Consider the following 26,581-nt stretch of genomic DNA (forward strand, 5'->3'; position numbering starts at 1 on the left):
GCGCGGCGGAGGGCATCGACTTCGCGGGCACGGTTCGGGCACGAATGGTGAGGGAACGATGGAGGTCGCGGGCGCCGGTCCGCTCCGCCGCGGCTCACACCTCCATGGCGGCGTTGCCCTCCTCCTGCGCCTGCGGGATGCCCTCCTCGGCGGCGAGGCGGCCGATGAACACCTCCTGGAAGATCGGCATCGCGGCGGTCAGGCCCGCGTTCGCCCGGGCTCCGGTGTCCGCCTCCGCCGGATCCTCCGCGGCGTCGAGGAAGACGCTGACGTCCACCCCCTTCTCCTCCCAGAACGCGACGAAGGCGTCCTGGGCCTCCACGTGGCCGGGGAAGGAGACGCCGTGCTCGGCCAGCGGAAGCTGGCCGTCCCGGCTGCCCAGCCAGGTCAGCAGGGCCGCGATGCCCTCCTGCTGCGCGTCGTCGGCCGTGGCGTTGCCGACCGCCACCACGCCGTGCACCAGCGACTTCGCACCCTCCGGGCCGGCCACGGGCGCCGCGAGCGCCCACTCGAAGGTGTCCGCGACGCCCTCGGAGACCGGCAGCAGGTTGTAGGGGCCGGACTGGAACAGGCCCAGCTTCCCCTGCGTGAACAGGTCGCGGGTGAAGTCACCGTTCTCGTTGGTGTCCGCGGCCGACGGGGCGACGTGCTCGACGTTGATCAGATCCGCCATGTACTGGAACGCCTCGATGCCCTCCGGGGAGGCGAAGGTGTACGCGTCGTCCTGCTGCCACTGGCCGCCGTTCGCGGCGAGCATCGGCCCGATGATCGCCTGGCGGTCGGCCTGGGAGTTGAACCCGAACTGCTCGCGGGCATCGGGGTCGAAGCCGTCCTCGTCGGGGTGGCGGCCCTCGGCGTCGAGGGTCAGGGCGCGTCCCGCCTCGCGCAGGCCGTCGCTGTCCGCAGCGGGGTCGAAGGCCAGGGCCGACGGGTCCACGCCCGCCTCCTCGACCAGGGCCGTGTTGTAGAAGAGCGCGATCGAGTCCCAGATCTGGGGCACGCCCCAGAGCCCGCCGTCGCGGGTGTACAGGTCCACCACGCTCTGCTCCCACTGGGAGGCGCCGTCGGGGACCACCTCGTTGATGTCCAGCAGGTCCCCGGAGTCCTTGTACAGGACGTAGTTCGCGGAGTTCATCCAGTACACGTCCGCGGCATCGCCGCTGGCCACGTCCAGGGGGAGGCGCGTCCAGTAGTCCGCCCAGGGGACCACGTCGATGGAGACGTTCCAGCCGGACTGCTCGGTGAAGGCCGTGAAGGACTCCTCGTAGGCGGCCACGGCGTTCTCGTCCCAGAGCCGGAAGGTCAGCGTGCCCTGGTCGCCGCCGCTCGAACCGCCCGCGCCGCCGTCGCTGGCGCCGCCCGCGCTCCCGCCGCCCCCGTCGCCGGAGGGGGAGCAGGCCGCGGCGGTCCCGAGCAGGCCGGCGGCCGCGGTGGAGGACAGGAGAGTTCGTCGGTTCAGCATGATGGGTTCCCTTCCGAGCGGCTGGCCCTCCAGTATGGTCCCCGCCCGGTCCTGCCGCCGAGCACCCGGCCGGGCACGGCCTCGTGTGACGGGCTTCGCTCGAGATCCGGGCGGATCTTCCCGGGGTCCCGTGCGAGAGTTCTCCGAGGCGCTCGCTCCCGCGGGCCCCGACCTCGAGGCTGGGAGATCCCATGCGGTACCTGATCGCTGCGCTGCTGATGCTGATCGGCGCCGCCGCCGTCGTCTTCGGCGAGTTCGACGACTCCCCGGGGCTGCAGGGCATCGGGCTGCTGCTGGGGATCGCCGGCATCGTGGTGGTGGTGCGGGGCCTCCGCCGTCGGGCCCGGAGCCGCGGGACGGACCGCCCCGCCTGACCCGCTCTGGCCCGGCCTGCTCCGTCGGGCGCCTGGGTCAGCGCAGGGTGGCGTCGCCGACGGAGCGCGTGATCTGCTTCTGGAAGACGATCATCAGCAGCACCAGCGGCAGCATCGCGAGCGTGGTGCCGGCCATGACCAGCATCCAGTTGTTGTTGTACTGGGACTGCAGCGCGGAGGTCGCCACGGTGATCACCCTCCACTCGGTGCCGGAGGTGATCACCATCGGCCACATGAAGCTGTTCCAGTGGGTGACGACGGTGATGAGCACCAGGGTGACGATGATCGGCCGGTTCAGCGGCACCACCAGGTGCCACAGCAGGCGCAGCGTCCCCGCCCCGTCGATCCGCATCGCGTCCATGAGCTCGGCGGGCACCCCGCGGAAGTTCTCCCGCAGCAGGAAGATCGCGTACGGCGAGCCCAGCACGAAGGGCAGCACCAGCGCCCAGAAGGTGTTGCGCAGGCCCATCTCGCTGAGCATCAGGTACAGCGGCACCACGACCACCACCTGCGGCACCATCAGCGTCGCCACGTAGACCCAGAACAGCAGGTCCCGGCCGGGGAAGCGGAGCTGGGCGAAGGCGTAGGCGGCCAGCACCGAGAACACCATCTGCCCCGCGAGGATCACCGCCACCATCTGCACCGTCACGGCGACGGGGGTGACGAAGCCGTCGGGCGTGGTGAACAGGGAGATCACGTTGTCCAGCACGGGCGGCGCCGGGATCGACAGCGGGCCCTGCTGGGCGAACTGCTGCGTGGAGGTCAGGGCCGTCATCACCGAGAACAGGAACGGGCCCAGCGTCAGCACCGCGGCGGCGAGCAGCACCAGGTAGGTCGCGCCGATCCCGAGGATCCGGCGCGCCAGCAGGCCGCCGCTGAGGCGACGCCGTCGGGGCGCGGCGGCCCGGACGGCGGGTGGGCGCGGCGCGGGGCCGGCGCCGTGAGGTGACCCGGCGTCGCCGGGGAGCGGAGCGTTCGTCCTCCTCGTCATCGCGGCCTCCTCTCAGCTCAGGTCGTAGGTGATGCGGCGGGAGAACCAGCGCTGCTGGATCAGGGTGATCACCACCAGCAGGAGGAACAGGATGACCGCGACGGCGCTCGCGCGGCCCAGGCGGCTGGCCTCGAAGGCCTCGTGGTAGATGAGGGAGGCGACGACCTCGGTGCGATGCTGCGGGCCGCCGCCGGTGAGCGCGAAGACCATGTCGAACACCTGGAAGCTCGCGACCACCTGCGTGACGGCGAGGAAGAAGGTGGTGGGCCGCAGCAGCGGGATCGTCATGAACCGCATCGACTGCCAGGGGCTCGCGCCGTCGATCCGCGCGGCCTCGTAGATCGAGGCCGGGATGCGGGACAGGCCCGCCTGGAAGAACAGCGAGATGTAGCCGACGTTCTGCCAGATCGCCACGAACGCCACGGCCGGCAGCGCGAGCGCCGGGTCGGTGAGCCATTCGATCCGCACCCCGAGGATCTGGTTCAGCGCACCGACGGACGGCTGGAGGATCCACTTCCACACCACGCCCAGCGCGAGCGGCGCGCACACCCAGGGGATCACCACGATCACCCGCACGATCGCCGAGCCGGCCAGGGCGCGCACCAGCTGGGTCGCCAGCACCAGGCCCAGGGCGAGGGAGAGGGGCACCGAGATCAGGGTGAACATCGCGGTCACCACCAGGGAGTTGGCCAGCGCGCCGTCGGCCAGCAGCGAGGTGTAGTTCCCCAGGCCCACGAAGCTCCGGGTCCCCAGCAGGTCCCAGCGGAAGAGGGACACCACGGCGGCGAGCAGCACCGGCAAGACGAGGAAGGCGGCGACCCCGATCAGGCTGGGTGCCACCAGCAGCCAGCCCAGCAGCGGCCGACGGGCGTTCATCGAGCCCCCTTCGGGTGCGCAGGCGGATTCAGGAGCACCGATCCACGGTATAGCAGGCCCGCGCGGGATGGCGGGTCGGTGGGGTGCGCCCGCGCGCGATGGGTCGGAGGGTGCGCCCGCGCGCGATGACGATCACTGTCGGAATACGGCCGGGCAGGCCCTACCGGGCGCTGCGTGGACGCATTCCGACACTGATCGCACTGATCGCGAGGAGACACCGGTCCCCGGGCCTCGATTACGCTTCGACCATGAGCTCAGCGACGGAATCCGCCGAACAGCACCCCGCGGCCACCGCCCCGCAGGCCACCACCCACCAGCCCTCCGCCCCGCGCGCGGAGGAGGCATCGGCCGACGACCCGCACGCCTCGATCTACGACCACGGCTTCGTGCGCGTCGCGGCGGTGACCCTCCCGGTCGCGCTCGCCGATCCCGCGACCAACGCCGAGCGCCACCTCGAGCAGCTGCGGGGCCTGCACGAACAGCAGGTGGGCCTCGCGGTCTTCCCCGAGCTGTCGCTGACCGGCTACTCCCTGGACGACCTGGTCCTGCAGGAGCCGCTGCTCGACGCGGCCGAGGCGGCGATCGGCACCCTCGTCGCGGCGAGCCGCGAGCTGCTGCCGGTGATCGTGGTCGGCGCCCCGGTGCGCTGGCGCCACCGCGTCTACAACGCGGCCGTGGTGATCCACCGCGGGCGGATCCTCTCCGTCGTCCCCAAGGCCAACCTCCCCACCTACCGGGAGTTCTACGAGCGGCGCTGGTTCGCGCCGGGGGACGACGTGGTCGGCGAGCGGATCACCCTGCGCGGCGCGGGCGAGCAGGGCGCCGACGTGCCCTTCGGCACCCGCCAGCTGGTCGAGGTCGCCGATCTGCCCGGCCTCGTCCTGCACGTCGAGATCTGCGAGGACATGTGGGTGCCGGTGCCGCCCTCGGCCGAGGCCGCGCTCGCCGGCGCGACCGTGCTGGTGAACCTCTCGGGCTCGCCGATCACCGTCGGCCGCGCGGAGGAGCGCAAGCTGCTGGCCCGCTCCGCCGCGGACCGCTGCCAGGCCGCGTACGTGTACGCCGCCGCCGGGGAGGGCGAGTCCACCACGGACCTCGCCTGGGACGGGCAGACCTTCGTGTACGAGTGCGGCACGCTGCTGGGGGAGTCCGAGCGCTTCCCGCAGGGTCCCCGCGCCACCGTCGTCGACGTCGACCTCGACCGGATCGTCGCCGAGCGCCGCCGCCAGAGCACCTTCGACGACAACCGCCGCGCCGTCGGCACCGCGGATCGCTTCACCACGCACCGCGCGCTGCTGCGGGTGGGCGAGGGGGTCTGGGGCGATGCGCGCCCCGGCGCGTACACCGACACGGGCGTATCCTTCGGCACGTTCTCCTCCCCGGAGGAGATCGCGGCGCCCGGTCCGGGGCCGACGGGGCCCCTGCGCCGCCCGCTCCATCGTTTCCCCTTCGTGCCCGACGACGCCGCGCGCCTGGCCCAGGACAGCTACGAGGCGTTCTCCATCCAGGTGGCGGGGCTGGTGCGCCGGCTCAGCGCGATCGGCGGGGACAGGCCCGGCGGTGCCCGCCCCGTCATCGGCGTCTCCGGGGGCCTCGACTCCACGCATGCGCTGATCGTGTGCGCGCGGGCGATGGACCTGCTGGGCCGCGACCGCTCCGAGATCCTCGCCTACACCATGCCCGGCTTCGCGACCAGCGAGCACACCCGCTCCAACGCCGAGCTGCTCTCCACCGCGATCGGGGCGAGCTTCGAGACCGTCGACATCCGCCCCGCCGCCACGCAGATGCTCGCCGACATGGACCACCCCTTCGGCCGCGGCGAGGAGATCTACGACGTCACCTTCGAGAACGTCCAGGCCGGCCTGCGCTACGACTACCTCTTCCGCCTGGCCAACCATCACGGCGGGATCGTGGTGGGCACCGGGGACCTCTCCGAGCTGGCGCTGGGCTGGTGCACCTACGGCGTGGGCGACCAGATGTCCCACTACGGCGTCAACGCCGGGGTGCCCAAGACCCTCATCCAGCACCTGATCCGCTGGGTGATCGCCGAGGGGATCTTCGACGAGTCGACCTCCGCCGTGCTGCGGGCGGTGCTGGACACGGAGATCTCGCCGGAGCTGATCCCCACCAAGCCCGGCGAGAAGGCGCAGTCCACCGAGGACTCGATCGGCCCCTACGCGCTGCACGACTTCACGCTCTACCACGTGCTGCGCCGCGGCTACGGGCCCGCCAAGATCGCCTACCTCGCCCATCAGACCTGGGGCGACCTGGACGCGGGCGAGTGGCCTCCCGGCTATGCCGCGGCGGATCAGCGGGCGTACTCCCGCGCCGAGATCAAGCACTGGCTGACCGTGTTCACCCGCCGCTTCTTCTCCAACCAGTTCAAGCGCTCCGCCCTGCCCAACGCCCCGAAGGTCCTGGCCGGAGGCTCGCTCTCCCCGCGCGGGGACTGGCGGATGCCCTCGGACGCCACCTCGCGGGCCTGGCTCGCGCAGATCGAGCGCGAGGTGCCGGGGGACTGAGCGGGCGCGCTCCGGGCGCTCCGCGAGCTCGCCGCAGGCAGCTTCACCGTGGAATCGGGGAGCGATACCACGGTGAAGCTGCCTGCGCGGGCGTCGGGGACGTGCGGCCCGCCGACGACGAACCTCGGGCTGAGGGCCCAGTGGACATCGGAGTGCCGCTGACCTGCGGACTGTGGACGAGCGGCAAGGGCGGGGCCGGAGTCCGCCACGCTGTGCCCATGTCTCGCCCGCCGTCGGCCCTGCCCACGTCGCTCACCGCTCCCGTGTTCACACGGCGAGAGGCGGTGCGTGCCGGCGTGCGTCCTGACCGGCTGCTCGCCGAGGACATCACCTGGATCGATCGTGGTCTGTACTCGCGCATCGGACCCGAGGTGCGCGAGCGGGACATCGTCGCCGCCTACACGCGCGGAGAGGAAGGCGTGATGGCCTGCGGGATCACTGCGGCGCGGATCTGGGGACTGCCTCTGCCCTGGGAGCACTCGGCCAGGGGGATCGCTGCGGCGAAGGAGAAGGCGGAGCGGAGGGCGAAGGCCGCGGGGGCGAGGAATCAGGCGCCGGAGAGGGCCGCATCGGCCGAGCGTTCCGGGCACTCGCCGCGGCCGACGAGGGATGCCGTGCCCGACGATGCCGAGGACGCCGCGGTCGCGGAGGGGGCGGCGCGAGCTCCCGGGACGCGGCGCCGTGTGCGGAGAGCAGGAGCCGCCGCCGGCGAGCCCGGCACCGCGTGGGCACCGCCACCGGTGCACCTCCTGGCCGGGCGGTCTCGTCGCCGCAGCAGCGCACGGGTCGTCTGGCACCGGCGCCAGCCACGCGACCCCGGCGCCGGGCCGTCCGGTGTGGTCCTGGACGAGGGGACCCGGGTCACCTCGCGGCTGCAGACCTGGCAGGATCTCGCTGCGGTGCTCAGCGCCGAGGACCTGACGATCATCGGTGATCACCTGGTGCGGATCCCTCGGGACATCTACGAGGGGCGCACCGGACCGCACTGCACGGTCGAGGATCTGGTGAGGGCGGCGGCCCGCTGCCGCGGACCCGGCGCGAAGCGGCTCCGGCAGGCCGTGGCGGACGTCCGCGTGGGCAGCGATTCTCCGGCGGAGACGAGACTGCGCCTGGCCGTCCGTGCAGCTGGTCTGCCCGAGCCGGTGCTCAACCGGACGCTCAACCTGCCGGGCGCGTGGCTCGGCACGCCGGATCTCGCGTGGCCGGAGTGGAAGGTCTGCGTCGAGCACGAGGGCGCCCACCATCGCGAGGAGAAGCAGTTCGACAGCGACATCACGCGGACCGAGAACCGGCAGGAGATGGGGTGGCTCGAGGTCCGGACCGTGGCCACGGACCTGCGCGACTCCTGTGCTCGGGGCGTGGCGCGGATCGCTCGGGCGCTGCGCGAGCACGGCTGGCACGGCTGAGGAGGGGTGGCGCCCTGCCCGGCTCGTGCGGAGTCGAGCTGGAGTTCCGGGCGGGCAGGTTCGTTGCAGGCAACTTCACCGTGGAACAGAGGAGCCATAACGCGGTGAAGTTACCTGCAAGCGCCGCGGAAGCGGCGGTGTGGCGGCGGGCGGGGGCGTTGCAGGCAACTTCACCGGGGAAAAGGGGGCGGATTCCACGGTGAAGTTGCCTGCGCCGGTAGGGGTAGAGCCCGAGCCCGAGCCCGAGCCCGAGCCCGAGCCCGCACCCCGGCGCCCCGCTCCGGCCTACTTCACCGCGCCCATCGACAGGCCGCGCACCAGCTGCTTCTGCGCGATCCAGCCGGCGAGCACCACGGGCAGCGAGGCCAGCACCGAGGCGGCGGACAGCCGTGCCAGGAACTGCCCCTCGGAGGTCATGGTCGACAGCAGGAAGATCGGCACCGTGGCCGCATCGGCGGCGGTGAGGTTCAGGGCGAAGAAGAACTCGTTCCAGGCGAAGATCACGCAGATCAGCGCCGTCGCGGCCACGCCGGGGGCGACCATCGGCAGCAGCACCGTGCGCATCGTGCGCAGCAGCGAGGCGCCGTCGATGCTGGCGGCCTCGAGCACCTCGGCGGGCACCTCGAGGAAGAACGAGCGCATCATCCAGATCGCGATCGGGAGGTTCATCGCGGTGTAGAGCACGATGAGGGTGAGGATGTGGTCGAGCATCCGGATCTGCCCCGCGATCACGTAGATCGGCATGATCACCGCGACCACCGGGAGCATCTTGGTGGAGATGACGAAGAACAGCACGTCCTGGGTGCGCTTGACCGGTCGGATGCTCACCGCGTAGGCGGCGGGGACCGCGAGCGCCAGCACCAGGAGGGTCGAGATCCCCGTGGCCAGCACGGAGTTGAGCACGTAGGAGCCGGCGGCGGCGGAGCCGATGATGGATGTGTACTGCTCGAGGGTCGGGGTGAAGAAGAAGGTGGGCGGGTTCGAGGCCGCCTGGCTCTCCTGCTTGAAGCTGGTCATCACCATCCACGCCACCGGGGCGAAGAACAGCAGTCCGGCGGCCCAGGCGAGCACGCTGAGCAGGTGACCGGTGACGACGCCGCGGGGGCGGCGGTGCGGCGTGACGGCTCCGGGCGCGGCGGTCCCGGGGGCGGCGGCGAGGGCGCTCATGACTGCTCCTTGCTGTTGATGCTGGTGAAGATCAGGCGCAGCGCGAAGGTGGCGATGACGATGGTGGCGATCACGGTGACCACTCCCATCGCGGAGGATTGCCCGATGTCGAAGCCCAGGAAGGCGCGCTGGTAGATGTAGAACGGCAGGTTGGCGCTGGCGGTGCCGGGCCCGCCCGCGGTCATGAGGTAGATCTGGTCGAAGGTGTTGACGACGTAGATCGCGCCCAGCAGCACGGACAGCTCGATGTAGAACCGCAGGTGGGGCAGGGTGATGAAGAGGAAGGTCTGTCCGCGGGTGGAGCCGTCCATCTGGGCGGCCTCGAGGACGTCGGCGCCCTGGGACTGCAGCCCTGCCAGGAGCAGCAGCATCATGAACGGCGTCCACTGCCACACCAGCGCGATGATCACCGACAGCAGGGGGAAGCGGCTGGTCCAGTCCACGGGGTCGAGGCCGACGGTCCCGATCAGCCAGTTCACCAGGCCGTAGGTGGGATCGAACATCGAGATCGACCACAGCAGGGCGCCGGCGACGGGCATGATGAGGAAGGGCGTGATGAGCAGGGTGCGCACCACCCCGCGCCCGAGGAACTCGCGGTCCAGCAGCATCGCCAGGCCCAGACCCAGCACGAGCGCGGCGAGCACGCAGCCCAGCGTGATGAGGATCGAGTGCAGCGCGGCGGCCCGGAAGGTGGAGTCGACGAAGATGTCGAGGTAGTTGCGCAGGAACACGAACTGCTCGCCCTCGGGACGCAGCAGGTTGCGCGAGCGCAGCGAGTACCAGATCGTCAGCAGGAACGGGATCTGGGTGCAGATGATGACGAAGAGCAGGGCCGGCATCAGCGGGGCGCGGCGGCGCCAGGCCTCGGCCCGGGAGCTCTCCCCGCCCGTCGGCCGACGGCGCTGCGGGCGGGTGGTCGCGGCGCGCTCGGCGCCGACGGGGGATCCGGTGGTGGCGCTCATGGGTCAGCCCTCCTCCTGATAGGTGCGCGCGACGGAGGCCGCGAAGGTCTGCGACTGCTCGAGCGCCTCCTCGACGCTCTTCGAGCCGGCGATCGCGGCGCTGAGCTGCTGGCCCACCCGCGTGCCGAGGTCCTGGAACTCGGGGATCCCCACGAACTGCAGGCCCGGGTAGGGGACCTCCTGGGTCATGGCGTTGTCCTGGGTGGCGCTCTCCATCGAGCTGAGGGTCGGCTCGGCGTAGGTCGACGAGAGCTCCGCGTACTCGGGGATCTCGTAGGTGGACAGTCGGGAGCCGGGTGGGAGGGCCTCCCATCCCACCTCCTCGCCCACCAGCGGGAAGTAGTCGGGGTGGGTCATCCAGGCGATGAACTCCCAGGCGGCGTCCTTGCGGGGGCTGGTCTCGGGGATGGCCAACGCCCAGGAGTAGAGCCATCCGGTGGCGTCGGTGTCCCGGGTGGGCCCCTGCGTGTAGCCGGTGCGGCCCACCACGGTGGAGGAGCGGGGGTCCTCGATGCCGGAGACCATCGAGGTGGCGTCGAACCACATGGCGGCGTTGCCCTGGCTGAACAGGGTCAGGCAGTCGCCGAAGCCGGAGGTGGCGGCGCCGGCCTGGCCGAAGGACCGCACGGTGTCGACGTAGGTGCTCACCGCCTCGAGCACCTCGGGGGAGTCGAGGTGGGGCGTCCAGTCCATGTCGAACCAGCGCCCGCCGAAGGTGTTGATGACGGTGTTGATCGGGGCCAGGTTCTCGCCCCATCCGGCCAGTCCGCGCAGCGCGATGCCCGCCCGTCCCGCCTCGGGGTCGTGCAGGATCGCGGCGAACTCCCGCAGCTCGTCCCAGGTGGGGCGGTCGGGCATCTCCAGGCCCGCCTCCTCGAACAGGTCCTCCCGGTAGACGAGGAAGGCGCTCTCGCCGTAGAAGGGCACCGAGTGCATCGCGCCGTCCACGCTGAGCGCCTCGCGGATGGTGGGCACGAAGTCCTCGGGCGCATAGCCCGCGGTCCGGGCGATATAGGGCTCGAGGTCGGTGAGCCAGCCGTTGGCCGCCCACAGCGGGGTCTCGTAGTTGGAGATCATGACGACGTCGAACTCGCCGCCGCCGGAGGCGACCGAGGCGGTGATCTTCGCTCGTGCCTCGTTCTCGGGGAGGGAGACGAAGCGGACGTCGATGTCGGGATGCTCGGCCGTGAAGTGGTCGATGAGGCCGATCGCGTCCTGCATCTGCGGGTTCGAGACGATCGCGACCACCAGCGAGCCGTCGCCGCCGGCGGAGCAGCCGGACAGGGCGCCCGCGCCCAGGGAGGCGGCGAGACCGGCGCCCAGCACGCTGCGCCGGGAGGGACGGGCGGGGCGCCCGGGCGGTGGGGCCGGGCGGGCGATGCGGGGCGGGCGGGGTCGATGGGGTCCCATGCGCTGGTCTCCTCTGAGCAGTGCCGGCCGTGCGGACCCGGGGGAGCGGGTCGGGAAGTGGTGGCGGCTGTCGAACGGGGGTGTCCGGCGGTCCCGCCGCGACGATCGAGGCGGAGGTCCCGCTGGGGGATGTCGTGCTCGTGTCCTGCGCGCTGTCGTGCTGTCGGCGTCCTCGCCGCAGCGCTCACCTGATGGGGTCAGATGCTCAGCTGAGAGCGAGCCTAGTCGTCTATGCTCAGGTGAGCAAGCGTCGGCGAACAGATGATGGCGATGCACCCGGATCCGAGGAGGGGTCGATGGCACAGGACGGTCGTGCGATGCACGGGGCGGCGGCCGCTCCCGACGCCGGAGCGGGAGGCGCGCGGGAGTCGGTCGTCGGCGGCGGCCGTGCCCCCGCGGCCGACGCCACGGGCGGCCGTGCGCCGTCGGCCGAGGCGGCGGAGGAGGGCCTCAAGGTCGCCCTCGCGAGCGAGCACTACCTCGAGGGTCGCTCCAAGGTCGAGCTCGCCCGGCGCCACGGGCTCTCCCGCTTCCAGGTGGCGCGGCTGCTCGACGAGGCGCGCGCGGAGGGGATCGTGCAAATCCAGATCGTCGACCCCACGGCGCGGGGCCGCGACGATGCCGCGCTCGCCGAGGCGCTCGGCGTGGCGACGGTGACCATCGCGACCGCGCGCCCGGGCGAGACCCAGCGCGCCGCCCTCGCCCGGCAGGTCGCCCGCCTGCTGCCCTCCCGCCTGCGCGAGGGCGGTCGCCTCGGCGTCGCCTGGTCCCGCACCCTGATGCACCTGCCGGCCTCCCTCGAGGCCCTGCCCCCGGCGGACATCGTGCAGCTCGTCGGTCCGCTGAGCGCCGCCGGCTACTCGACCGCGGAGTCCTCCGCGCTCATCCACCTCCTGGGCGCGCACGCCGGCGGGCGGGTGTGGGCGCTGCCCACCCCGCTGGTGGTCGACTCCGCGCAGGTCGCGGCCTCGCTGCGCTCCATGGAGGAGGTGCGCACGGCGCTGGACGCGGCCGATGCCCTCGACGCCGCCGCGGTCTCCATCGGCGCCTGGTCCCCGGGAGCCTCGACGCTGTGGGCGCGGCTCGGGGCGGAGGAGCAGCGCCGCGCCCAGGAGGCCGGGGTAGTCGCCGAGATCTGCGGCATCCTGCTCGACGGCACGGGTGCCGTGTGGCACTCGGCGCTCGAGGATCGGGTGATCGGGGTGCGGCCCGATCAGCTGCGGCGCGCCCGAGTGGTCGCCGCCGCCCCGGCGGCCGGTCGTCCGGAGGCGGTGCTCGCCGCGGCCCGCTCCGGGCTGGTGGACGACCTCGTCCTGCCCCCCGAACTCGCCGAGCAGGTCCTCACACTGCTCGGGTGAGGGGCCCGAGGGAGCACTCAAGGATCACAGATGAGCGCACACCCCTGCTCGTCTGGCGCGAGGTTGTGTATCGTCGACGGCAGCATCACTCGCCGACGAAGGATGAGCCATGACCGCGCTGACCGCCTCCTCCCTGCCCGACCTCGCCGTGAGCGGCCGCGTCGCCGTGCCCGAGTACCCGCTCGACGAGCGGACCGTCGGCATCGTCCACTTCGGCGTGGGCGGCTTCCATCGTGCCCACCAGGCGATGTACCTGGATCGTCTGATGGCCGCGGGCCGGGACCGCGACTGGGCGATCTGCGGGGTGGGGCTGCTGCCCGGCGACGTGCGCATGCGCGACGCCCTCGACGGCCAGGACGGCCTGTACACCCTGGTCACGAAGGCGCCCGACGGCTCGCGCGAGGCGCGGGTGATCGGCTCCCTCGCCTCCTACCTCTTCGCGCCCGACGATCCCGAGGCCGTGCTCGCGCAGATGAGCGACCCGGCCGTGCGCATCGTCTCCCTCACCGTCACCGAGGGCGGCTACAACTACAACCCCTCCACCGGCGAGTTCCAGTACGGGACCGAGGACGTCGCCGCGGACCTGGCCACGCGCTTCGATCCCGAGGGCGCCCAGGCCGCGGGGCTCGCGGGCTCCGACGACGGCGGGGCGAACACCTCCCGGCGCGCCGGACATCCGCGCACCATGTTCGGCTACGTGGTCGAGGCGCTGCGCCGGCGTCGCGCGGCCGGAATCGCGCCGTTCACCGTGATGTCCTGCGACAACGTGCGCGGCAACGGCGACCTCGCCCGCCGCATGATCCTCGCCTACGCGCGCCGGCGCGACGAGGACGGCCTGCACGGCGAGGACCCGATCGCCGACTGGATCGCCGCCGAGGTCGCCTTCCCGAACTCCATGGTGGACCGCATCACCCCGGTCACCGCGCCCGAGGACGTGGCCATGGTCCGCGAGGAGTACGGGATCGAGGACGCCTGGCCGGTGGTGAGCGAGGACTTCGTGCAGTGGGTGCTCGAGGACCGCTTCCCCGCCGGACGCCCCGCCTACGAGCAGGCCGGGGTGCAGGTGGTCGAGGACGTCGAGCCCTACGAGCTCATGAAGCTGCGCCTGCTGAACTGCTCCCACCAGGCCATCGCCTACTTCGGCCTGCTGCTGGGGCTGACCTACGCCGACGAGGCCGCGGTGGACGAGCACCTCGCCCCCTTCACGCGGGTGCTGTACATGGAGCGCGAGGGCGCCCCCACCGTCCCCGCGGTGCCGGGCATGGATCTGGAGGCCTACCAGGACGAGCTCATGGCGCGCTTCGCCAACACCAGCGTCAAGGACACCCTCGCCCGGCTCGCCGCCGAGTCCTCCGACCGCATCCCCACCTGGCTGGTGCCCGTGATCCGGGAGAACCTCGCGGCCGGTCGTGACGTGACCGCCTCCGCCGCGATCGTCGCCTCCTGGGCCCGTTACGCCGAGGGCATCGGCGAGAGGGGCGAGGAGTGGCCGGTGGTGGACCGCCTGCGGGATCGCGTCATGGCCGCGGCCGCCCGGCACGACGAGAACCCCCTGGCCTTCCTCCGCGACGAGGAGCTGTTCGGGGACCTCGCCGCGGTCGAGGCTTTCACCGCGCCGTACCTGCACGCCCTGACGGTGCTGCGGACCGACGGCGCCCGCGCGCTGCTCGCGGAGCTGGTCGCGGAGGCCTGAGGGCGGGGTGCGGGCAGAGGGCGAGGCGCGCGGGCTCGGCGGGGTGGATCGCGCAGGCTCGGCCTTGGCAGGGAGGGGCGCGCAGGCTCGGCAGAGCAGGGCGTGCGAGCTCGGCACGGCGCGGGTCCGGTGGTGCGGAGTGGAGGCGTGACGATCACTGTCGGAATGCGGCCAGGCTGCGCCATATATACGGAGGTTGGCCGTATGTCGACACTGATCGGCATCTCCTCGCCTCGACTCGGTCCTGACACCTCCGCTGACCCGGACGCGCCGCTCCGCCGACCCGGACGCACCGTCCCACCGCCCCGGTCGCCGCAGGCCCGACGCGCGGCGCCGCGCCCGGGCCGATGTTGTGTGGGACACGTCCGGAAATCGCTCTGACCTGGTGTCATGTCTCGTATCGCGGGGCCACGGGCTTCTGGCGAAGGGTCCTCGTAGACTGACTGGCGGTTCTGTGTGCCGCGCCGCGGGGTGCTCTCGCGCCCCGGGTCGGCGGCAGGTCCGACCGACCCGATGCCCGCCAACGCGAAGGAAACCGCCCCCATGAGCCTGGTCGTCCAGAAGTTCGGAGGATCCTCCGTGGCTGACGCCGACTCCATCAAGCGCGTCGCCCGCCGGATCTCCCTCTACGCGAAGGCGGGCCACCAGGTGGTGGTCGTCGTCTCCGCGATGGGGGACACCACCGATGACCTGATCGACCTGGCCGAGCAGGTGAGCGACGACCCGCCCGCGCGTGAGCTGGACATGCTGGTCACGGCCGGCGAGCGGATCTCGATGGCGGTGCTGTCGATGGCGCTGAACGACACCGGGATTCAGGCCCGCGCCTACACCGGTTCGCAGGCGGGCCTGATCACCGACGAGGTGCACGGCCGGGCGCACATCCTGCGCGTCACCCCGGGTCGCATCCAGGAGGCGCTCCAGGAGGGATCGGTGGCGATCGTCGCCGGCTTCCAGGGCGTCTCGCAGACCACGAAGGACATCACGACGCTGGGCCGCGGCGGCTCGGACACCACGGCGGTCGCGCTCGCGGCGGCGCTGAACGCGGACGTGTGCGAGATCTACTCGGACGTCGACGGCGTGTTCACCGCGGACCCGCGGATCGCCCCCGCGGCGCGGCGCGTGCCGCTGATCTCCAGCGAGGAGATGCTGGAGATGGCCGCGAACGGATCGAAGATCCTCATGGCCCGCAGCGTGGAGTACTCCCGCCGCTACGGGGTGCCGCTGCACGTGCGCTCCTCGTACTCGGGCCGGCTCGGCACCATCGTGGCCGACGATGCCGAGCGCGTGATCCCCATCGACCCCGACGTCACCCTCCGCACCGCGGACGTCGTCCGACGCGACGCCGCCGACCCGACCAAGGAGCTCCCCATGGACGACATCGCAGCACCGGGCCTCGAGGCGCCGCTCATCGCGGGCGTCGCGCACGACCGCAGCGAAGGCAAGATCACCGTCGTCGAGGTCCCGGACGTCCCCGGCCGCGCCGCGCTGCTGTTCGACGTCGTGGCCGGCACCGGCGCGAACATCGACATGATCGTGCAGAACTCCTCGACCGTCGACGACACGGTCGCGATCTCCCTGACCCTCCCGGAGTCCGACGCCCCCGCGGCGCTGCGGGCCATCGAGGAGGCGCAGGGGGAGATCGGCTACCGCGAGGTCCGGTACAACGACCAGATCGGCAAGGTCAGCATCGTCGGCGCCGGCATGCGCTCGCACCCGGGCGTCTCCGCGACGCTGTTCCGCTGCCTGGGCGAGGCCGGCATCAATATCGACATGATCTCCACTTCGGAGATCCGCATCTCGGTGGTCACCGAGCAGGGCCGGCTCGACGACGCCGTGCGCGCGATCCACACGGCGTTCGGCCTCGACGCCGAGCAGACCGAGGCCGTGGTCTACGGAGGGACCGGACGATGAGCACCGCGATCGACTTCACCACCACCCCCGGCTACGCGGCCGACGGGCCCGTCATCGGCGTGGTCGGCGCCACCGGCCAGGTGGGCCGCGTGATGCTGGCCCTGCTGGCCGAGCGCGCCGTCGCCCACCGCGCGATCCGTGTCTTCGCCTCCGCGCGCAGCGCCGGCACCACCGTCTCCTACGCCGGTGCGGATCTGACCGTCGAGGACGCCGAGACCGCGGACATCACCTCCGAGGGGTCCGGCGTCGACATCGCGATCTTCTCCGCCGGCGGCTCCACCTCGAAGGCCCTCGCCCCGCGCTTCGCCGCGGCCGGCGCCGTGGTCGTGGACAACTCCTCGGCCTGGCGCCGCGACGACGAGGTGCCGCTGGTGGTCTCCGAGGTGAACCCCGGGGACATCGAGAACACCCCGCGCGGCATCATCGCGAACCCGAACTGCACCACCATGGCCGCCATGCCGGCGCTGAAGGTCCTCCACGACGAGGCGGGCCTGGCCCGGCTGAAGGTCGCGACCTACCAGGCCGTCTCCGGGTCCGGCGTGGCCGGCGTCGCGGAGCTCGCGGACCAGGTCCGCGCCGGCGTCGAGGACATGGAGCAGCTCGCGCTGGACGGCTCCTCGGTGGATCTGGGCGAGCCGTCGGTGTACCAGCTGCCGATCGCCTACAACGTCGTGGCCCTCGCGGGGAACCTCGTGGACGACGGCTCCGGCGAGACCGACGAGGAGCAGAAGCTCCGCAACGAGTCCCGCAAGATCCTCGGGCTGCCGGACCTCCCCGTCGCGGGGACCTGCGTGCGGGTGCCGGTGATGAGCGGGCACGCGCTCGCGATCCACGCGGAGTTCGACCGGCCGCTGACCGTGGAGCGTGCCACCGAGCTGCTCGAGGCCGCCCCCGGGGTCACCGTCGTCGAGGTGCCCAACCCGCTGGAGGCCGCCGGCAAGGACGGAACCTACGTCGGCCGGATCCGCGAGGACCGGTCCGTCCCCGAGGGCAAGGGCCTGGTACTGTTCGCCGCGGCCGACAACCTTCGCAAGGGTGCGGCCCTGAACGCTATCCAGATCGCCGAGCTCATCGCCCAGCAGCGGTGACCACGATTACCGCATAACACTCCCGAGGAGGACGGCGATGGCTCTGGACATCCCGGACGGACTGCACGGCGCAGGGGCGGGACCCTCGCCCCTCTCGACCGTGTTCTCGGATCGCGCGGGCGACGAGTCCTTCGAGCCGCCGATGGAATCGCCGAGCGGCAAGACGATGGTCCGCGCCCTGCGCTCCCTCGACGCCCTCTCCCTCTCGGAGGCGGAGTCGGGCGTGCCGGGGCGCGCCGCCGCCGAGGTCGACAGCTTCCTCGACGGCGCCGAGGCCGCCGTGGCGAAGCCGCGTCGCGAGGAGATCCTCGACGGCGCCTCGGAGCTCTTCGCCGAGCGCGGCTACCACGGCGCGTCCCTCCGGGACATCTCGCGCCGGGTGGGCATCTCGCATCCGGGGATGCTGCATCACTTCGCCTCGAAGCAGGCTCTGCTCGCCGCGGTGGTCGATCGGCTGGAGGCGCACGCGCAGGGGCTCCTGCAGTCGGTGGATTCTCTGACCTCCGCGCCCCGACTGACCGCGGCGCTCGCCGGGCCCTGGGATCCGCGAGAGCACTCGATGGCACTGCTGGCGACGCTCTCGGCCGAGGTCGTGAACCCGGACCATCCGGGCCGCTACCGCATCGCCCGCCTGCGCCTGGTCCACGAGCACGTGCTGGAGCAGGCGCTGTCCGGGATCGGCGAGACCGGTGGCCTGGTCACGGGGGTGGACGCGGCGCACGCCGCACGCTCCCTGTTCTCCCTGCTCCTGAGCGTGACCGTGCGTGAGCACACGGTCCGCGAGCTGCAGAGCTGCCGGAGCGCCGATCCCGTCGACGACGTCCGCGACTTCCTGCGCCTGTGCCTCGTGGACTGATCCGTCCACGGACCCTGGCGGGGCAGTCGCTAGGATGCGTGGACGTGACCACCTCCTGCGGCAGTCGACGAGCCGCTGCTCGACGTCCCCGTCCCCGCTCCGCGGTGTCGTCGGACGATGTCGCCGAACCGCGCGACGGCGCTCGGGCACCGCTGCCGACGGGCGGGGCGCTGACCCGGCGGACGACGCCGAGCGGGGCGACGGTGTGACCACGGGCGACACGTCAGGAGGGCATGTGAAGGACCGCGATTCCTCGCGCGCCGCGGAGGCCGGGAGCGGGGAACCGTCCTCCGACGGCGAGCTGTCCCGGCAGCGACGTGACGCCCGGCTGCGGGCGCTCGCGGGGGCGACCGTGCTGGGCCGGGACGGCGAGCACGTCGGCCTGGTGCGCGACATCTACCAGCACGACGCCTCCGGGGAGCTGGCCGCGATCACCGTGGTGCGCCGACAGCTCAGCTCCCGCAGCGTGCTGATCCCCGCCTCCGCGATCGACGAGCTCCCGCCCGCGAACATCAGCGACGTGATCGAGGCCGCGAGCACCGAGGCCGCGAACACGGGGGAGGTGAGCGCGGGGGCGGAGAGCGCTGAGGCGGCGAGTGAGGCGCCCGCCGGCCGCCGTCCGGGCGAGGAGCACCCGCACCCGCAGGCCGTCCGGCTCCGGGTGGACGCCGAGACCGTCCGCGGCGGGCACCGCCCCCCGGACATCAGCCATGCCACGCCGCAGGACCTGCGCGCGGCCGCCTCCGCGCTGGGGCTCGCGGCGGTGTCGGGCGAGGAGCCGCCGTGCGCATGAGGCTCCTGCTGCTGACGCACTACTACGCCCCGGAGTTCGGGGCACCGCAGCGCCGCTGGTCCGCGCTCGTGCAGCGCTTCGTGGCCGCCGGGCACCGGGTCACGGTCGCCGCACCCGTCCCGCACTACCCCAGCGGCGCGCCCACTACCGCGCAGCGCCGTGCGCACCGCGTGGGCGCGGTCGAGACCGGCCGGCACGGCGAGACCGTGCTGCGCACCGCCTACCTCCCGCACCGCGCGGACATCGGCACCCGCACCGCCGATCACGTCGTCGCGGCGGCCGATGCGCTGCGCCGGCTGCGCCGCCGCTTCTCCCGGCCCGGCACCAGGCCCGACGTCATCATCGCCACCGCCCCCGCGATCCCGACGCTGCTGGTGGGTCGCACCCTGTCGCGGCTGTGGGGCGTGCCGCTGGTGGTCGAGATGCGGGACGCCTGGCCGGACCTGGTCACGCACGTGGGCACCATCGGCGCGCTGCCGCCGGAGACCGCCCACGCTCCGCAGCGCCGCATGGCCCGTCGGACCCTGGACTGGGCGATCGCCCTGGCCAAGGGGGGCGTGCACCAGCAGGTGACGGACTGGCAGAGCGGGGCCCGCGCCGTGGTCACCACCACCTCCCGTTTCGCCAACGTGCTGCGCGAGCGCGGGGTGCGGATCGTCCACGTGGTCCGCAACGGCACGGACCTGCGCCGGGTCCCCGCGCAGCAGGATCACCCGCCCGGTGACCACCCGGCGCTGCGCTGCCTCTACCTGGGCAACATGGGCCGGTCCCAGGGGCTTGACACGGTGATCCGGGCCGCCGCGGCGCTGCGCCGCGAGGGCGTGGACCTCCAGGTGCGCCTGGTGGGCCACGGCGTGGACGCCCCGGCGCTCGCGGCGCTGGCCTACGAGCTCGACGCCCCGGTGCAGGTGCTGCCGCGCATCCCCCACCACCAGGTGGGGGAGCAGTACGCCTGGGCGGACACCGTGATCGTCTCCCTGCGCGACTGGGCCCCCTTCACCTGGACCGTCCCCTCGAAGCTCTACGAGATCCTCGCGACCGGCCGCCACATCACGGCTCTGCTGAACGGCGAGGCGGCCGACGTCGTCCGCGAGGCCGATGCCGGCGACGTGCTGCCCCCGGAGGACCTCCCCGCGCTCGTCGCCCTGTGGCGCGAGCTCGCCGCCGATCGCTCCCGCGCGGCCGTGCGCCCCACCGGCCGCACCTGGGTCGCCGAGCACGCCGACGACGACGCCCTGGCCCGCCGCTACCTGGAGATCCTCCGGCAGGTCATGCCGGGCTGACGTGTGGAACTGGGCGCGTGCCACCGTGGCGTGGTGCATACCGCCCGCGCCCGTGCCCGTGCCCGTGCCCGCGCCTCGCCCCCATCCTCGCCGCGCCCGCATCCGCGCCGCGCCCTCGCCTCACTCGTGCCTCTGAAGCCAGGTGTGCCGTTGAGGGGCGGCATAGCGGCGCATCTGACCTCCACGGTTCGCCCAGGCCGCGGGATCAGCGTCGGAGCCGCCCGTCGGCTGGAGGCGAGGCGGGGGATGAGCGGCGAGGGTCCGCTGTCGCCCGTCGCCCGTCGCCTGTCGCCTGTCGCCTGTCGCCTGTCGCCTGTCGCCTGTCGCCTGTCGCCTGTCGCCCGTCGCCTCCGCCCGCGTGCTGGCACCGCGTCGACCTCTTGTCCTCCGCGCCGCGTCGGCATAGACTCCCGCGTTCCCTCCCCTCACTCCCTGCCCGTCGGCACGCCCGCGCGTGCCAGGAACGCGGCGCGCCCGAGCGCGCCAGGAACGGAGCGCCCCTGTGACCGCAGCAGAGCAGATCGCCGCCGAACAGCACCACCTCGATCGCGCCCATCGGCGGCGCGACGCCGAGCTCGCCGAGCTCGAGCAGCGACGCACCGCGGCCCTCGCCCGGGACGCCCGCAGCGCGACCGACCTCGACGAGCGCGATGCGGAGGTGCGCCGCCTCGGGGCGCGGCTGACCGCCCTGATGCACGCGGAGTCGACGCTGTGCTTCGGCCGGCTGGACCGGGAGGACGGGCTGAGGGTGCACATCGGGCCCGTCGGGCTCCGCGATGGGGACGAGCGCCTGGTCATCGACTGGCGCGCCCCGGCCGCCGCCGCGTTCTACGCGGCCACCGCGCGGTCCCCGCAGGGGCTCCTGCGTCGCCGGCACATCACTCTCGAGGGTCGGCGCGTGATCCGGGTCGACGACGACCTGCTCGGCGGGACCGACGGCTCCGAGCGGCCGGGCGGCGACGCGGCGGCCGGGGCCGGCGAGTCCGAGCTGGTGGGCGAGGGGGCCCTGCTGCGCGCCCTGGGCAGCTCCCGCGACGGGAGGATGCACCAGGCGGTCGCGACCCTCCAGGCGGAGCAGGACGCGATCATCCGCGCTCCGCGGCGCGGCACCCTCGTGGTCCAGGGCGCTCCCGGCACGGGGAAGACCGTCGTCGCCCTGCACCGCGCGGCCTATCTCCTGTACTCCGCGCTCGAGGTGGTGCGCCGGGGCGTGCTCATCATCGGCCCGAACTCCCGCTTCCTGGGCTACATCGGGGACGTGCTGCCGGCGCTGGGCGAGACCAACGTCGTCACCAGCACGATCGAGGGCTTGCTGCCGGACCTCGGCCCCACCCGACCCGCCGACCGCACGCTGCAGCGGCTGCTCGGCGACGAGGCCCTGGCCGGGGCGCTGGACGCCTTCCTCACCGGTCTGCAGGGGGCGAGCGCGGCGACGGGGCACCCTGTGCGCTGGGACGGCGAGGAGCACCTCCTGGACCCGGAGGTGGTCGCGCGCTGCGCCGACCGGGCCCAGAAGCACAGCCGCCACCACAACATCGCCCGCGAGCACTTCCGGGAGCTGATCCTCGAGGAGCTGACCGACCGCGTGGCCGCTGCGGACGCGGCGATGCTGGAGGACGTCGAGGAGGGGTTCGAGGACGTGCTGCGGGGCGTGGACGCCGCGCTGGATCGGGGGTCCGACGCGCTGATGCCCGTCCAGGAGGGCCGTGACGCGGAGGCCGAGCAGGCGCTCGCGCGCCGGCAGCTGCGCACCGAGCTCGAGGCCGACGCCTCCGTGACCGCCGATCTCGAGGAGCTGTGGCCGCACCTCTCGCCCGAGGAGGCCGTCACCCGCTTCCTCCGGGAGGGCCTCGACCGGGACGCCCCGCCCCGACCGGGGACCGCGGAGCCGACGGCGCCCCGGTGGAGCGCCGACGAGCGCGCACAGCTGGCGGCGAGCGTGGAGGCGGGCTGGACCGACGCCCACGTGCCGCTGCTGGACGAGGCCGCCGAGCTGCTGGGCCTGGACGAGTCCGAGGAGCGCGAGGCGGCGGCGCGGGCGCAGAGCCGCGAGATCGCCCACGCGCAGCGGGTCATCGCCGCCACGCCGGGGCTCGCCGGGCTGGTCAGCGCCGAGGATCTCGCCGAACGCAGCGCCGCTACGGACTCCCGCGACCTCGCCACCCGCGCCCTCGCGGACCGCAGCTGGACCTACGGGCACATCATCGTCGACGAGGCCCAGGAGCTCACGCCGATGCAGTGGCGCATGCTCGCCCGCCGCTGCCCGACCCGATCGCTGACCGTGGTCGGCGACATCGCCCAGACCGCGGCGCCCCTGGAGACGGCCACCTGGGCGGATCGCCTCTCCGCGCTGCGCACCGAGCCGCGCCTGACCGAGCTGACCATCTGCTACCGGTCCCCGCGGGAGCTGGTGGAGGCCGTCGCACCGCTGCTGCACGAGCTGCGCCCCGACGCCCGGGAGATCGACGCCGTGCGCAGCACCGGGAGGCCCGCCCACCTGGTCGACGGCGCGATCGACGAGGAGGAGCAGGTGATCTCCTGGGCCCGCTCCGCGCTCGGCGCCGGGCAGCGCGCGATCATCACCCCGGAGCCGTCGTGGGTGCTCGAGGCGCTCGCGGGGCAGGGCATCGCCGCCTCGGACGACGACCTGCGCGAGAGCCTCGTGGTGCTGCCGGTGCCGGCCGCGAAGGGACTCGAGTTCGACCACGTCCTGGTCCACGCCCCGGACCGGATCGAGGCGGAGCACGGCACCGCGATGCTGTACGTCGCCCTCACGCGCGCGACCAGCACCCTGGTCGCCGTGCAGCAGGGGAGCGTGCAGCGGGACCTCGGGCCTGGGTGGGAGCGGGGGCCGCTGGCCTGAGCGGCGGAGCGGCCTCCGTATCGCCGAGCTGGTGATCTGGTCCGGAATGGGCGCTCATACCCGACCGGATCACCAGCTCGATCTGCGGGGCGCTCCGGGGTCGGTGCTCGGAACGGTGAGGGCGGGCGCTGGGGCGGACTGGGACGGGCCTCCCGTCCGAGTGGGGGCGTAGGTCGCGCTGACCTGGGCGTTGTGGGCAACTCTGATCGGCACTCGGCGACTCGTCCATCCTGTGGCGATGCCGAGACGACCGGATCCGCTTCCCGAGGGGTTCACGTCGCGCGTGTTCACGCGGAAGGAGGCGGTCGAGGCCGGGATCGCGCCCCGGCGGCTGCTTCGCTCGGACCTCGAGCGGATTCGTGTCGGCCTGTACAGGCGGACGTCGACGGAGATCACCGAACTGGACGTGGCGTCCGCGTACTGCCGCAGCAACGCGAGGGTCGCGGTGATGGGTCTGTCCGCAGCGCGGCTGCTGCACGTGCCGCTGCCCAGAAGGCTCGAGACCTGGACTTCGGGGACGCCGGTGCATCTGGCTGTCCCCGGTGGGTACAAGGGGTCGGACACCACGGTGCGCTGGCACAACATCACCCTCGCCCCCGCGGACCTCCGATCGGTGGTCATCGTGCACCCGGGGTCCCTGGCCATCGTCAATGGGTCGGAGAATGCCTCGATCCGCGATCTCGAGAAGCTGCCGGTGCGGATCACCTCGTACTCTCGGACCTGGCGGGACCTCGCCGGGCATCTGAGCCACGACGCCCTCGTGGCGGTAGGAGATCACCTGGTCAGGACGCCGCGCCCCCGCTTTGAGAGCGGGCGCAGGGCGCCGCGATGCACGGTGGAGGAGCTGGCTGCTCAGTGCACGGGACGTCACGCATCGGCCCTGCGGAGCGCCCTGGCCGATGTGCGAGTCGGTGCCGACTCACCGCGCGAGACCTTCGCCCGCCTGGCCTTCCTCCGCGCCGGCCTGCCGGAGCCGCAGATCAACGTCCCCCTGATCGGTGAGGACGGCGTGGCGCGGCACGCCCCGGACTTCCAATGGGCTCGCTACCGTGTCGCGGCCGAGTACGACGGTCGGACCCACAGCGACGACGACCAGGTGGCACGGGATATCGCGCGCGCTCGGCGGGTCCGGGAGGCGGGGTGGACCGAGGTGCGCCTCCATGCCGCAGATGCGCGGAACTCCTTTGCGCGCGCTGTCCAGCTCGTGAGGGCAGAGCTCCGTGCGCAGGGGTGGACGCCCTGACCTCGTCACGGGGCGACCGGTGAGGCATCTGGCGAGCTGGTGATGTGGTCGCGTATGAAGGCCTATACCCGACCACATCACCAGGTCGATGGGGCAGGTCGTGGCGCCCACCCGGGCCCCGTCAGGCTCCCCGGGCGGCGCGGAAGGCGGGGAGGACGACCTCGTCGCGCAGCGCGGTGCGCTCGGCCTCCGGGATGAAGCTCGCGGCGAGCCCGGTGAGGACAACGGCCTCGACCTCCTCGAGGGTCCAGCCGCCCGCCTCCGCGGCGAGAGCGAGCTCGCGCGAGGTGGAGGTGCGGCTCATGAGGCGGTTGTCCGAGCTGATGGCCAGGGGGAGGCCCAGCTCCTGCAGACGCAGCACCGGATGGCCGGCCAGGAGGGCCGCCGACGGGGAGTGCTCCGCATCCGTGCCGGTCGAGGTCGCCCCCGCCGCCGCCCCAGTCTGCAGGTTCGAGCTGGGGCACACCTCGAGGCACGCCTGCTCGCGCAGCACGCGGGCCGCGACGGGCCCCAACTCCTGGCCACGGACGTCCTCGAGCAGGCGCACCCCGTGCCCGATCCGCTCGGCCCCGCAGTCCAGGGCGGAGGCGATGGAGGAGGGGCCGTCGGCCTCCCCGGCGTGGATCGTGACGTGCAGACCCTCGGCGCGGGCCCGCTCGAACTGCGCCCGGAAGCGCTCCGCCGGGAAGCCGGCCTCGGGTCCGGCCAGGTCCAGGCCCACCACCCCGGTGCCGCGGCGGGCCAGCGCGATCTCGACCAGGTCGTCCGTCGGCTCGAGGTGGCGGAGGTGGCACAGCAGCTGGCCCACGACGATCGGCGCGCCCGCCTCGCGCGCGGCGGCCACCCCCTCGTCGAGGCCGTCCTGAACGGCCTGCACGGCCTGGTCGAGGGTGAGTCCGCCGGCGGTGTGCTGGTGGGGAGCCCAGCGGGTCTCGGCGCAGACGACGCCGTCGGCCACCATGTCCTCGACGAACTCGCGGGCGACGCGGCGCAGCGCGGGAGCGGTCTGCAGCAGCGCGACCGTGCGCTCGAAGGTCTCCAGGTAGGCGGGCAGGGAGCCGGAGTCCGCGGCGTCGTGGAACCAGCGGGCGACCTCCTCCGCGCTGCTCCCGGGCGGGGTGAGGCCCTGCTCGCGGGAGAGCTCTAGCACCGTGGCCGGGCGCAGCCCGCCGTCGAGGTGGTCGTGCAGGGCGACGGTCGGCAGCGAGCGCAGGACGGCGGGGGAGAGGCTCATGGCGCCAGGGTACGCCGCCGCGCCACCCGATGAACTCCGCGATGACCTGCGGAGGTGCCGCCACGAACCGGCGCTCCCACCCGCCGCGCCGTGAGACCTGAGAAACTGCGGAGCATGCGTGGCATCATTCTGGCCGGCGGCACGGGGTCGCGGCTGCATCCCCTGACGCACGGCGTCTCCAAGCAGCTCATGCCGGTCTACGACAAGCCGATGATCTACTACCCGCTGAGCACCCTGATGCTCGCCGGGATCCAGGACATCCTGGTCATCACCACCCCGGAGGATCAGGCGGCGTTCCAGCGCCTGCTGGGCGACGGCAGCCGCTTCGGCATCACGCTGCGCTACACCGCCCAGCCCTCCCCGGACGGCCTCGCGCAGGCCCTCACCCTGGGCGAGGACTTCCTGGACGGCGGCCGCTGCGCGCTGATCCTGGGCGACAACCTGTTCCACGGGCCGGGCATGGGCACGCAGCTGCGCCGCTACCGGGAGCTGGAGGGGGCGGCGGTCTTCGGATACCGGGTGCGGGACCCCAGCGCCTACGGCGTGGTGGAGATGGGGGAGGGCGGACGGGCGCTGTCCCTCGAGGAGAAGCCGGCCGCGCCCCGCTCGAACCTCGCCGTGCCGGGCCTGTACTTCTACGACGAGACGGCGGTGGAGCGGGCGCGGGCGCTGCGGCCCTCGGCCCGCGGGGAGCTCGAGATCACCGATCTGCACCGCAGCTATCTCGAGGACGGGATGCTGAGCGTGGAGGTGCTGCCGCGCGGCACCGCGTGGCTGGACACCGGGACGGTCGACGACCTGGCGGCCGCCGCGGAGTTCGTCCGCACCGTGCAGTCGCGGCAGGGCCTGTCCATCGGCGCGCCCGAGGAGGTGGCATGGCGGATGGGTCTGCTCAGCGACGAGGAGCTGCGCCGACGGGCGGAGCCGCTGCTCGCCTCCGGGTACGGGCGGTACCTGCTGGACGTGCTGGACCGATCCGACGGGCCGCGGTGAGGCCCGTCCGCCCCGGCGCCGCACCCTCCATGGCCACCCCGTCGGCCGCGTCGGCGCACCCGCCACATCGGCCCCGCCGGCCCGTCGTCCACAACC

At 73.1% G+C, this 26,581-nt stretch carries 20 protein-coding genes; 13 read left to right on the forward strand and 7 right to left on the reverse strand.

Features of this window, described 5'->3' with window-relative positions; genetic code table 11:
* Positions 1–94: 94 nt before the first annotated feature.
* Positions 95–1,462: a sugar ABC transporter substrate-binding protein gene (locus tag CXH06_RS05555; RefSeq protein ID WP_114854168.1), complete on the reverse strand. Its 1,368-nt coding sequence runs from the start codon at positions 1,460–1,462 to the stop codon at positions 95–97.
* 191 nt (positions 1,463–1,653) lie between these two features.
* Here CXH06_RS05555 and CXH06_RS05560 point away from each other — a divergent pair, with 191 nt between their 5' ends.
* Positions 1,654–1,836 carry a hypothetical protein gene (locus tag CXH06_RS05560; protein WP_114854169.1) on the forward strand — a complete coding sequence of 61 codons (183 nt, stop codon included), beginning with the start codon at positions 1,654–1,656 and terminating at the stop codon, positions 1,834–1,836.
* Between the two features lie 37 nt (positions 1,837–1,873).
* Here CXH06_RS05560 and CXH06_RS05565 read toward each other — a convergent pair whose 3' ends face one another.
* Together CXH06_RS05565 and CXH06_RS05570 are read right to left on the reverse strand one after the other, a co-directional pair.
* Entirely contained in the window at positions 1,874–2,827 is a 954-nt protein-coding gene (locus tag CXH06_RS05565) for a carbohydrate ABC transporter permease (protein WP_232820211.1), read from the reverse strand.
* A gap of 12 nt (positions 2,828–2,839) precedes the next feature.
* The gene (locus CXH06_RS05570) at positions 2,840–3,703 is read right to left on the reverse strand and encodes a carbohydrate ABC transporter permease (RefSeq protein WP_114854170.1); all 864 of its coding nucleotides are present in this window, start codon (positions 3,701–3,703) and stop codon (positions 2,840–2,842) included.
* Between the two features lie 248 nt (positions 3,704–3,951).
* Between CXH06_RS05570 and CXH06_RS05575 the strand changes: the two genes are divergently transcribed.
* Both CXH06_RS05575 and CXH06_RS05580 read left to right on the forward strand, forming a co-directional pair.
* Entirely contained in the window at positions 3,952–6,225 is a 2,274-nt protein-coding gene (locus CXH06_RS05575; RefSeq protein ID WP_114854171.1) for an NAD(+) synthase, read from the forward strand.
* A gap of 218 nt (positions 6,226–6,443) precedes the next feature.
* Positions 6,444–7,631: a hypothetical protein gene (locus CXH06_RS05580; protein WP_157975619.1), complete on the forward strand. Its 1,188-nt coding sequence runs from the start codon at positions 6,444–6,446 to the stop codon at positions 7,629–7,631.
* A gap of 285 nt (positions 7,632–7,916) precedes the next feature.
* Here the strand turns inward: CXH06_RS05580 and CXH06_RS05585 are convergent, their stop codons facing one another.
* Genes CXH06_RS05585 through CXH06_RS05595 form a run of 3 tightly spaced genes read right to left on the reverse strand, consistent with a single transcriptional unit; the run spans position 7,917 to position 11,170 of the window.
* The gene (locus tag CXH06_RS05585; protein ID WP_114854173.1) at positions 7,917–8,798 is read right to left on the reverse strand and encodes a carbohydrate ABC transporter permease; all 882 of its coding nucleotides are present in this window, start codon (positions 8,796–8,798) and stop codon (positions 7,917–7,919) included.
* Positions 8,795–9,760, reverse strand: a complete 966-nt coding sequence (locus tag CXH06_RS05590; RefSeq protein ID WP_114854174.1) for a carbohydrate ABC transporter permease — start codon at positions 9,758–9,760, stop codon at positions 8,795–8,797. The genes CXH06_RS05585 and CXH06_RS05590 overlap by 4 nt, the downstream gene beginning before the upstream one ends.
* 3 nt (positions 9,761–9,763) lie before the next feature.
* Positions 9,764–11,170, reverse strand: a complete 1,407-nt coding sequence (locus CXH06_RS05595) for an ABC transporter substrate-binding protein (RefSeq protein ID WP_114854175.1) — start codon at positions 11,168–11,170, stop codon at positions 9,764–9,766.
* A gap of 296 nt (positions 11,171–11,466) precedes the next feature.
* On the opposite strand from CXH06_RS05595, the gene CXH06_RS05600 reads away from it, so the two are divergent.
* From CXH06_RS05600 to CXH06_RS05640, 9 genes are all read left to right on the forward strand, one after another.
* Positions 11,467–12,528, forward strand: coding sequence for a sugar-binding domain-containing protein (locus CXH06_RS05600; RefSeq protein ID WP_232820212.1), 1,062 nt, complete (start codon positions 11,467–11,469; stop codon positions 12,526–12,528).
* Between the two features lie 109 nt (positions 12,529–12,637).
* Positions 12,638–14,221: a mannitol dehydrogenase family protein gene (locus CXH06_RS05605; protein ID WP_114854176.1), complete on the forward strand. Its 1,584-nt coding sequence runs from the start codon at positions 12,638–12,640 to the stop codon at positions 14,219–14,221.
* Positions 14,222–14,764: 543 nt separating this feature from the next.
* A complete protein-coding gene (locus CXH06_RS05610) occupies positions 14,765–16,132 on the forward strand; it encodes an aspartate kinase (protein ID WP_114854177.1) in 1,368 nt (455 codons plus the stop codon).
* Positions 16,129–17,220, forward strand: coding sequence for an aspartate-semialdehyde dehydrogenase (locus CXH06_RS05615; RefSeq protein WP_114854178.1), 1,092 nt, complete (start codon positions 16,129–16,131; stop codon positions 17,218–17,220). Before CXH06_RS05610 ends, CXH06_RS05615 begins: the two co-directional genes overlap by 4 nt.
* A 37-nt stretch (positions 17,221–17,257) precedes the next feature.
* Entirely contained in the window at positions 17,258–18,076 is an 819-nt protein-coding gene (locus tag CXH06_RS05620) for a TetR/AcrR family transcriptional regulator (RefSeq protein ID WP_114854179.1), read from the forward strand.
* Between the two features lie 235 nt (positions 18,077–18,311).
* The gene (locus tag CXH06_RS05625) at positions 18,312–18,869 is read left to right on the forward strand and encodes a PRC-barrel domain-containing protein (protein ID WP_198684015.1); all 558 of its coding nucleotides are present in this window, start codon (positions 18,312–18,314) and stop codon (positions 18,867–18,869) included.
* Complete coding sequence (locus CXH06_RS05630) at positions 18,866–20,152, forward strand: glycosyltransferase family 4 protein (protein ID WP_114854288.1); 1,287 nt, start codon at positions 18,866–18,868, stop codon at positions 20,150–20,152. The genes CXH06_RS05625 and CXH06_RS05630 overlap by 4 nt, the downstream gene beginning before the upstream one ends.
* 502 nt (positions 20,153–20,654) lie before the next feature.
* The gene (locus tag CXH06_RS05635) at positions 20,655–23,015 is read left to right on the forward strand and encodes a UvrD-helicase domain-containing protein (RefSeq protein WP_114854181.1); all 2,361 of its coding nucleotides are present in this window, start codon (positions 20,655–20,657) and stop codon (positions 23,013–23,015) included.
* Between the two features lie 448 nt (positions 23,016–23,463).
* Complete coding sequence (locus CXH06_RS05640; RefSeq protein WP_232820213.1) at positions 23,464–24,258, forward strand: hypothetical protein; 795 nt, start codon at positions 23,464–23,466, stop codon at positions 24,256–24,258.
* A gap of 121 nt (positions 24,259–24,379) precedes the next feature.
* On the opposite strand, the gene add is transcribed toward CXH06_RS05640, so the two are convergent.
* Positions 24,380–25,492, reverse strand: a complete 1,113-nt coding sequence (gene add, locus CXH06_RS05645; protein ID WP_114854182.1) for an adenosine deaminase — start codon at positions 25,490–25,492, stop codon at positions 24,380–24,382.
* Between the two features lie 114 nt (positions 25,493–25,606).
* On the opposite strand from add, the gene rfbA reads away from it, so the two are divergent.
* Positions 25,607–26,485: a glucose-1-phosphate thymidylyltransferase RfbA gene (rfbA, locus tag CXH06_RS05650; protein ID WP_114854183.1), complete on the forward strand. Its 879-nt coding sequence runs from the start codon at positions 25,607–25,609 to the stop codon at positions 26,483–26,485.
* Positions 26,486–26,581: the final 96 nt, after the last annotated feature.

Source organism: Brachybacterium sp. YJGR34 (assembly GCF_003347015.1).
Classification (GTDB): Bacteria; Actinomycetota; Actinomycetes; order Actinomycetales; family Dermabacteraceae; genus Brachybacterium.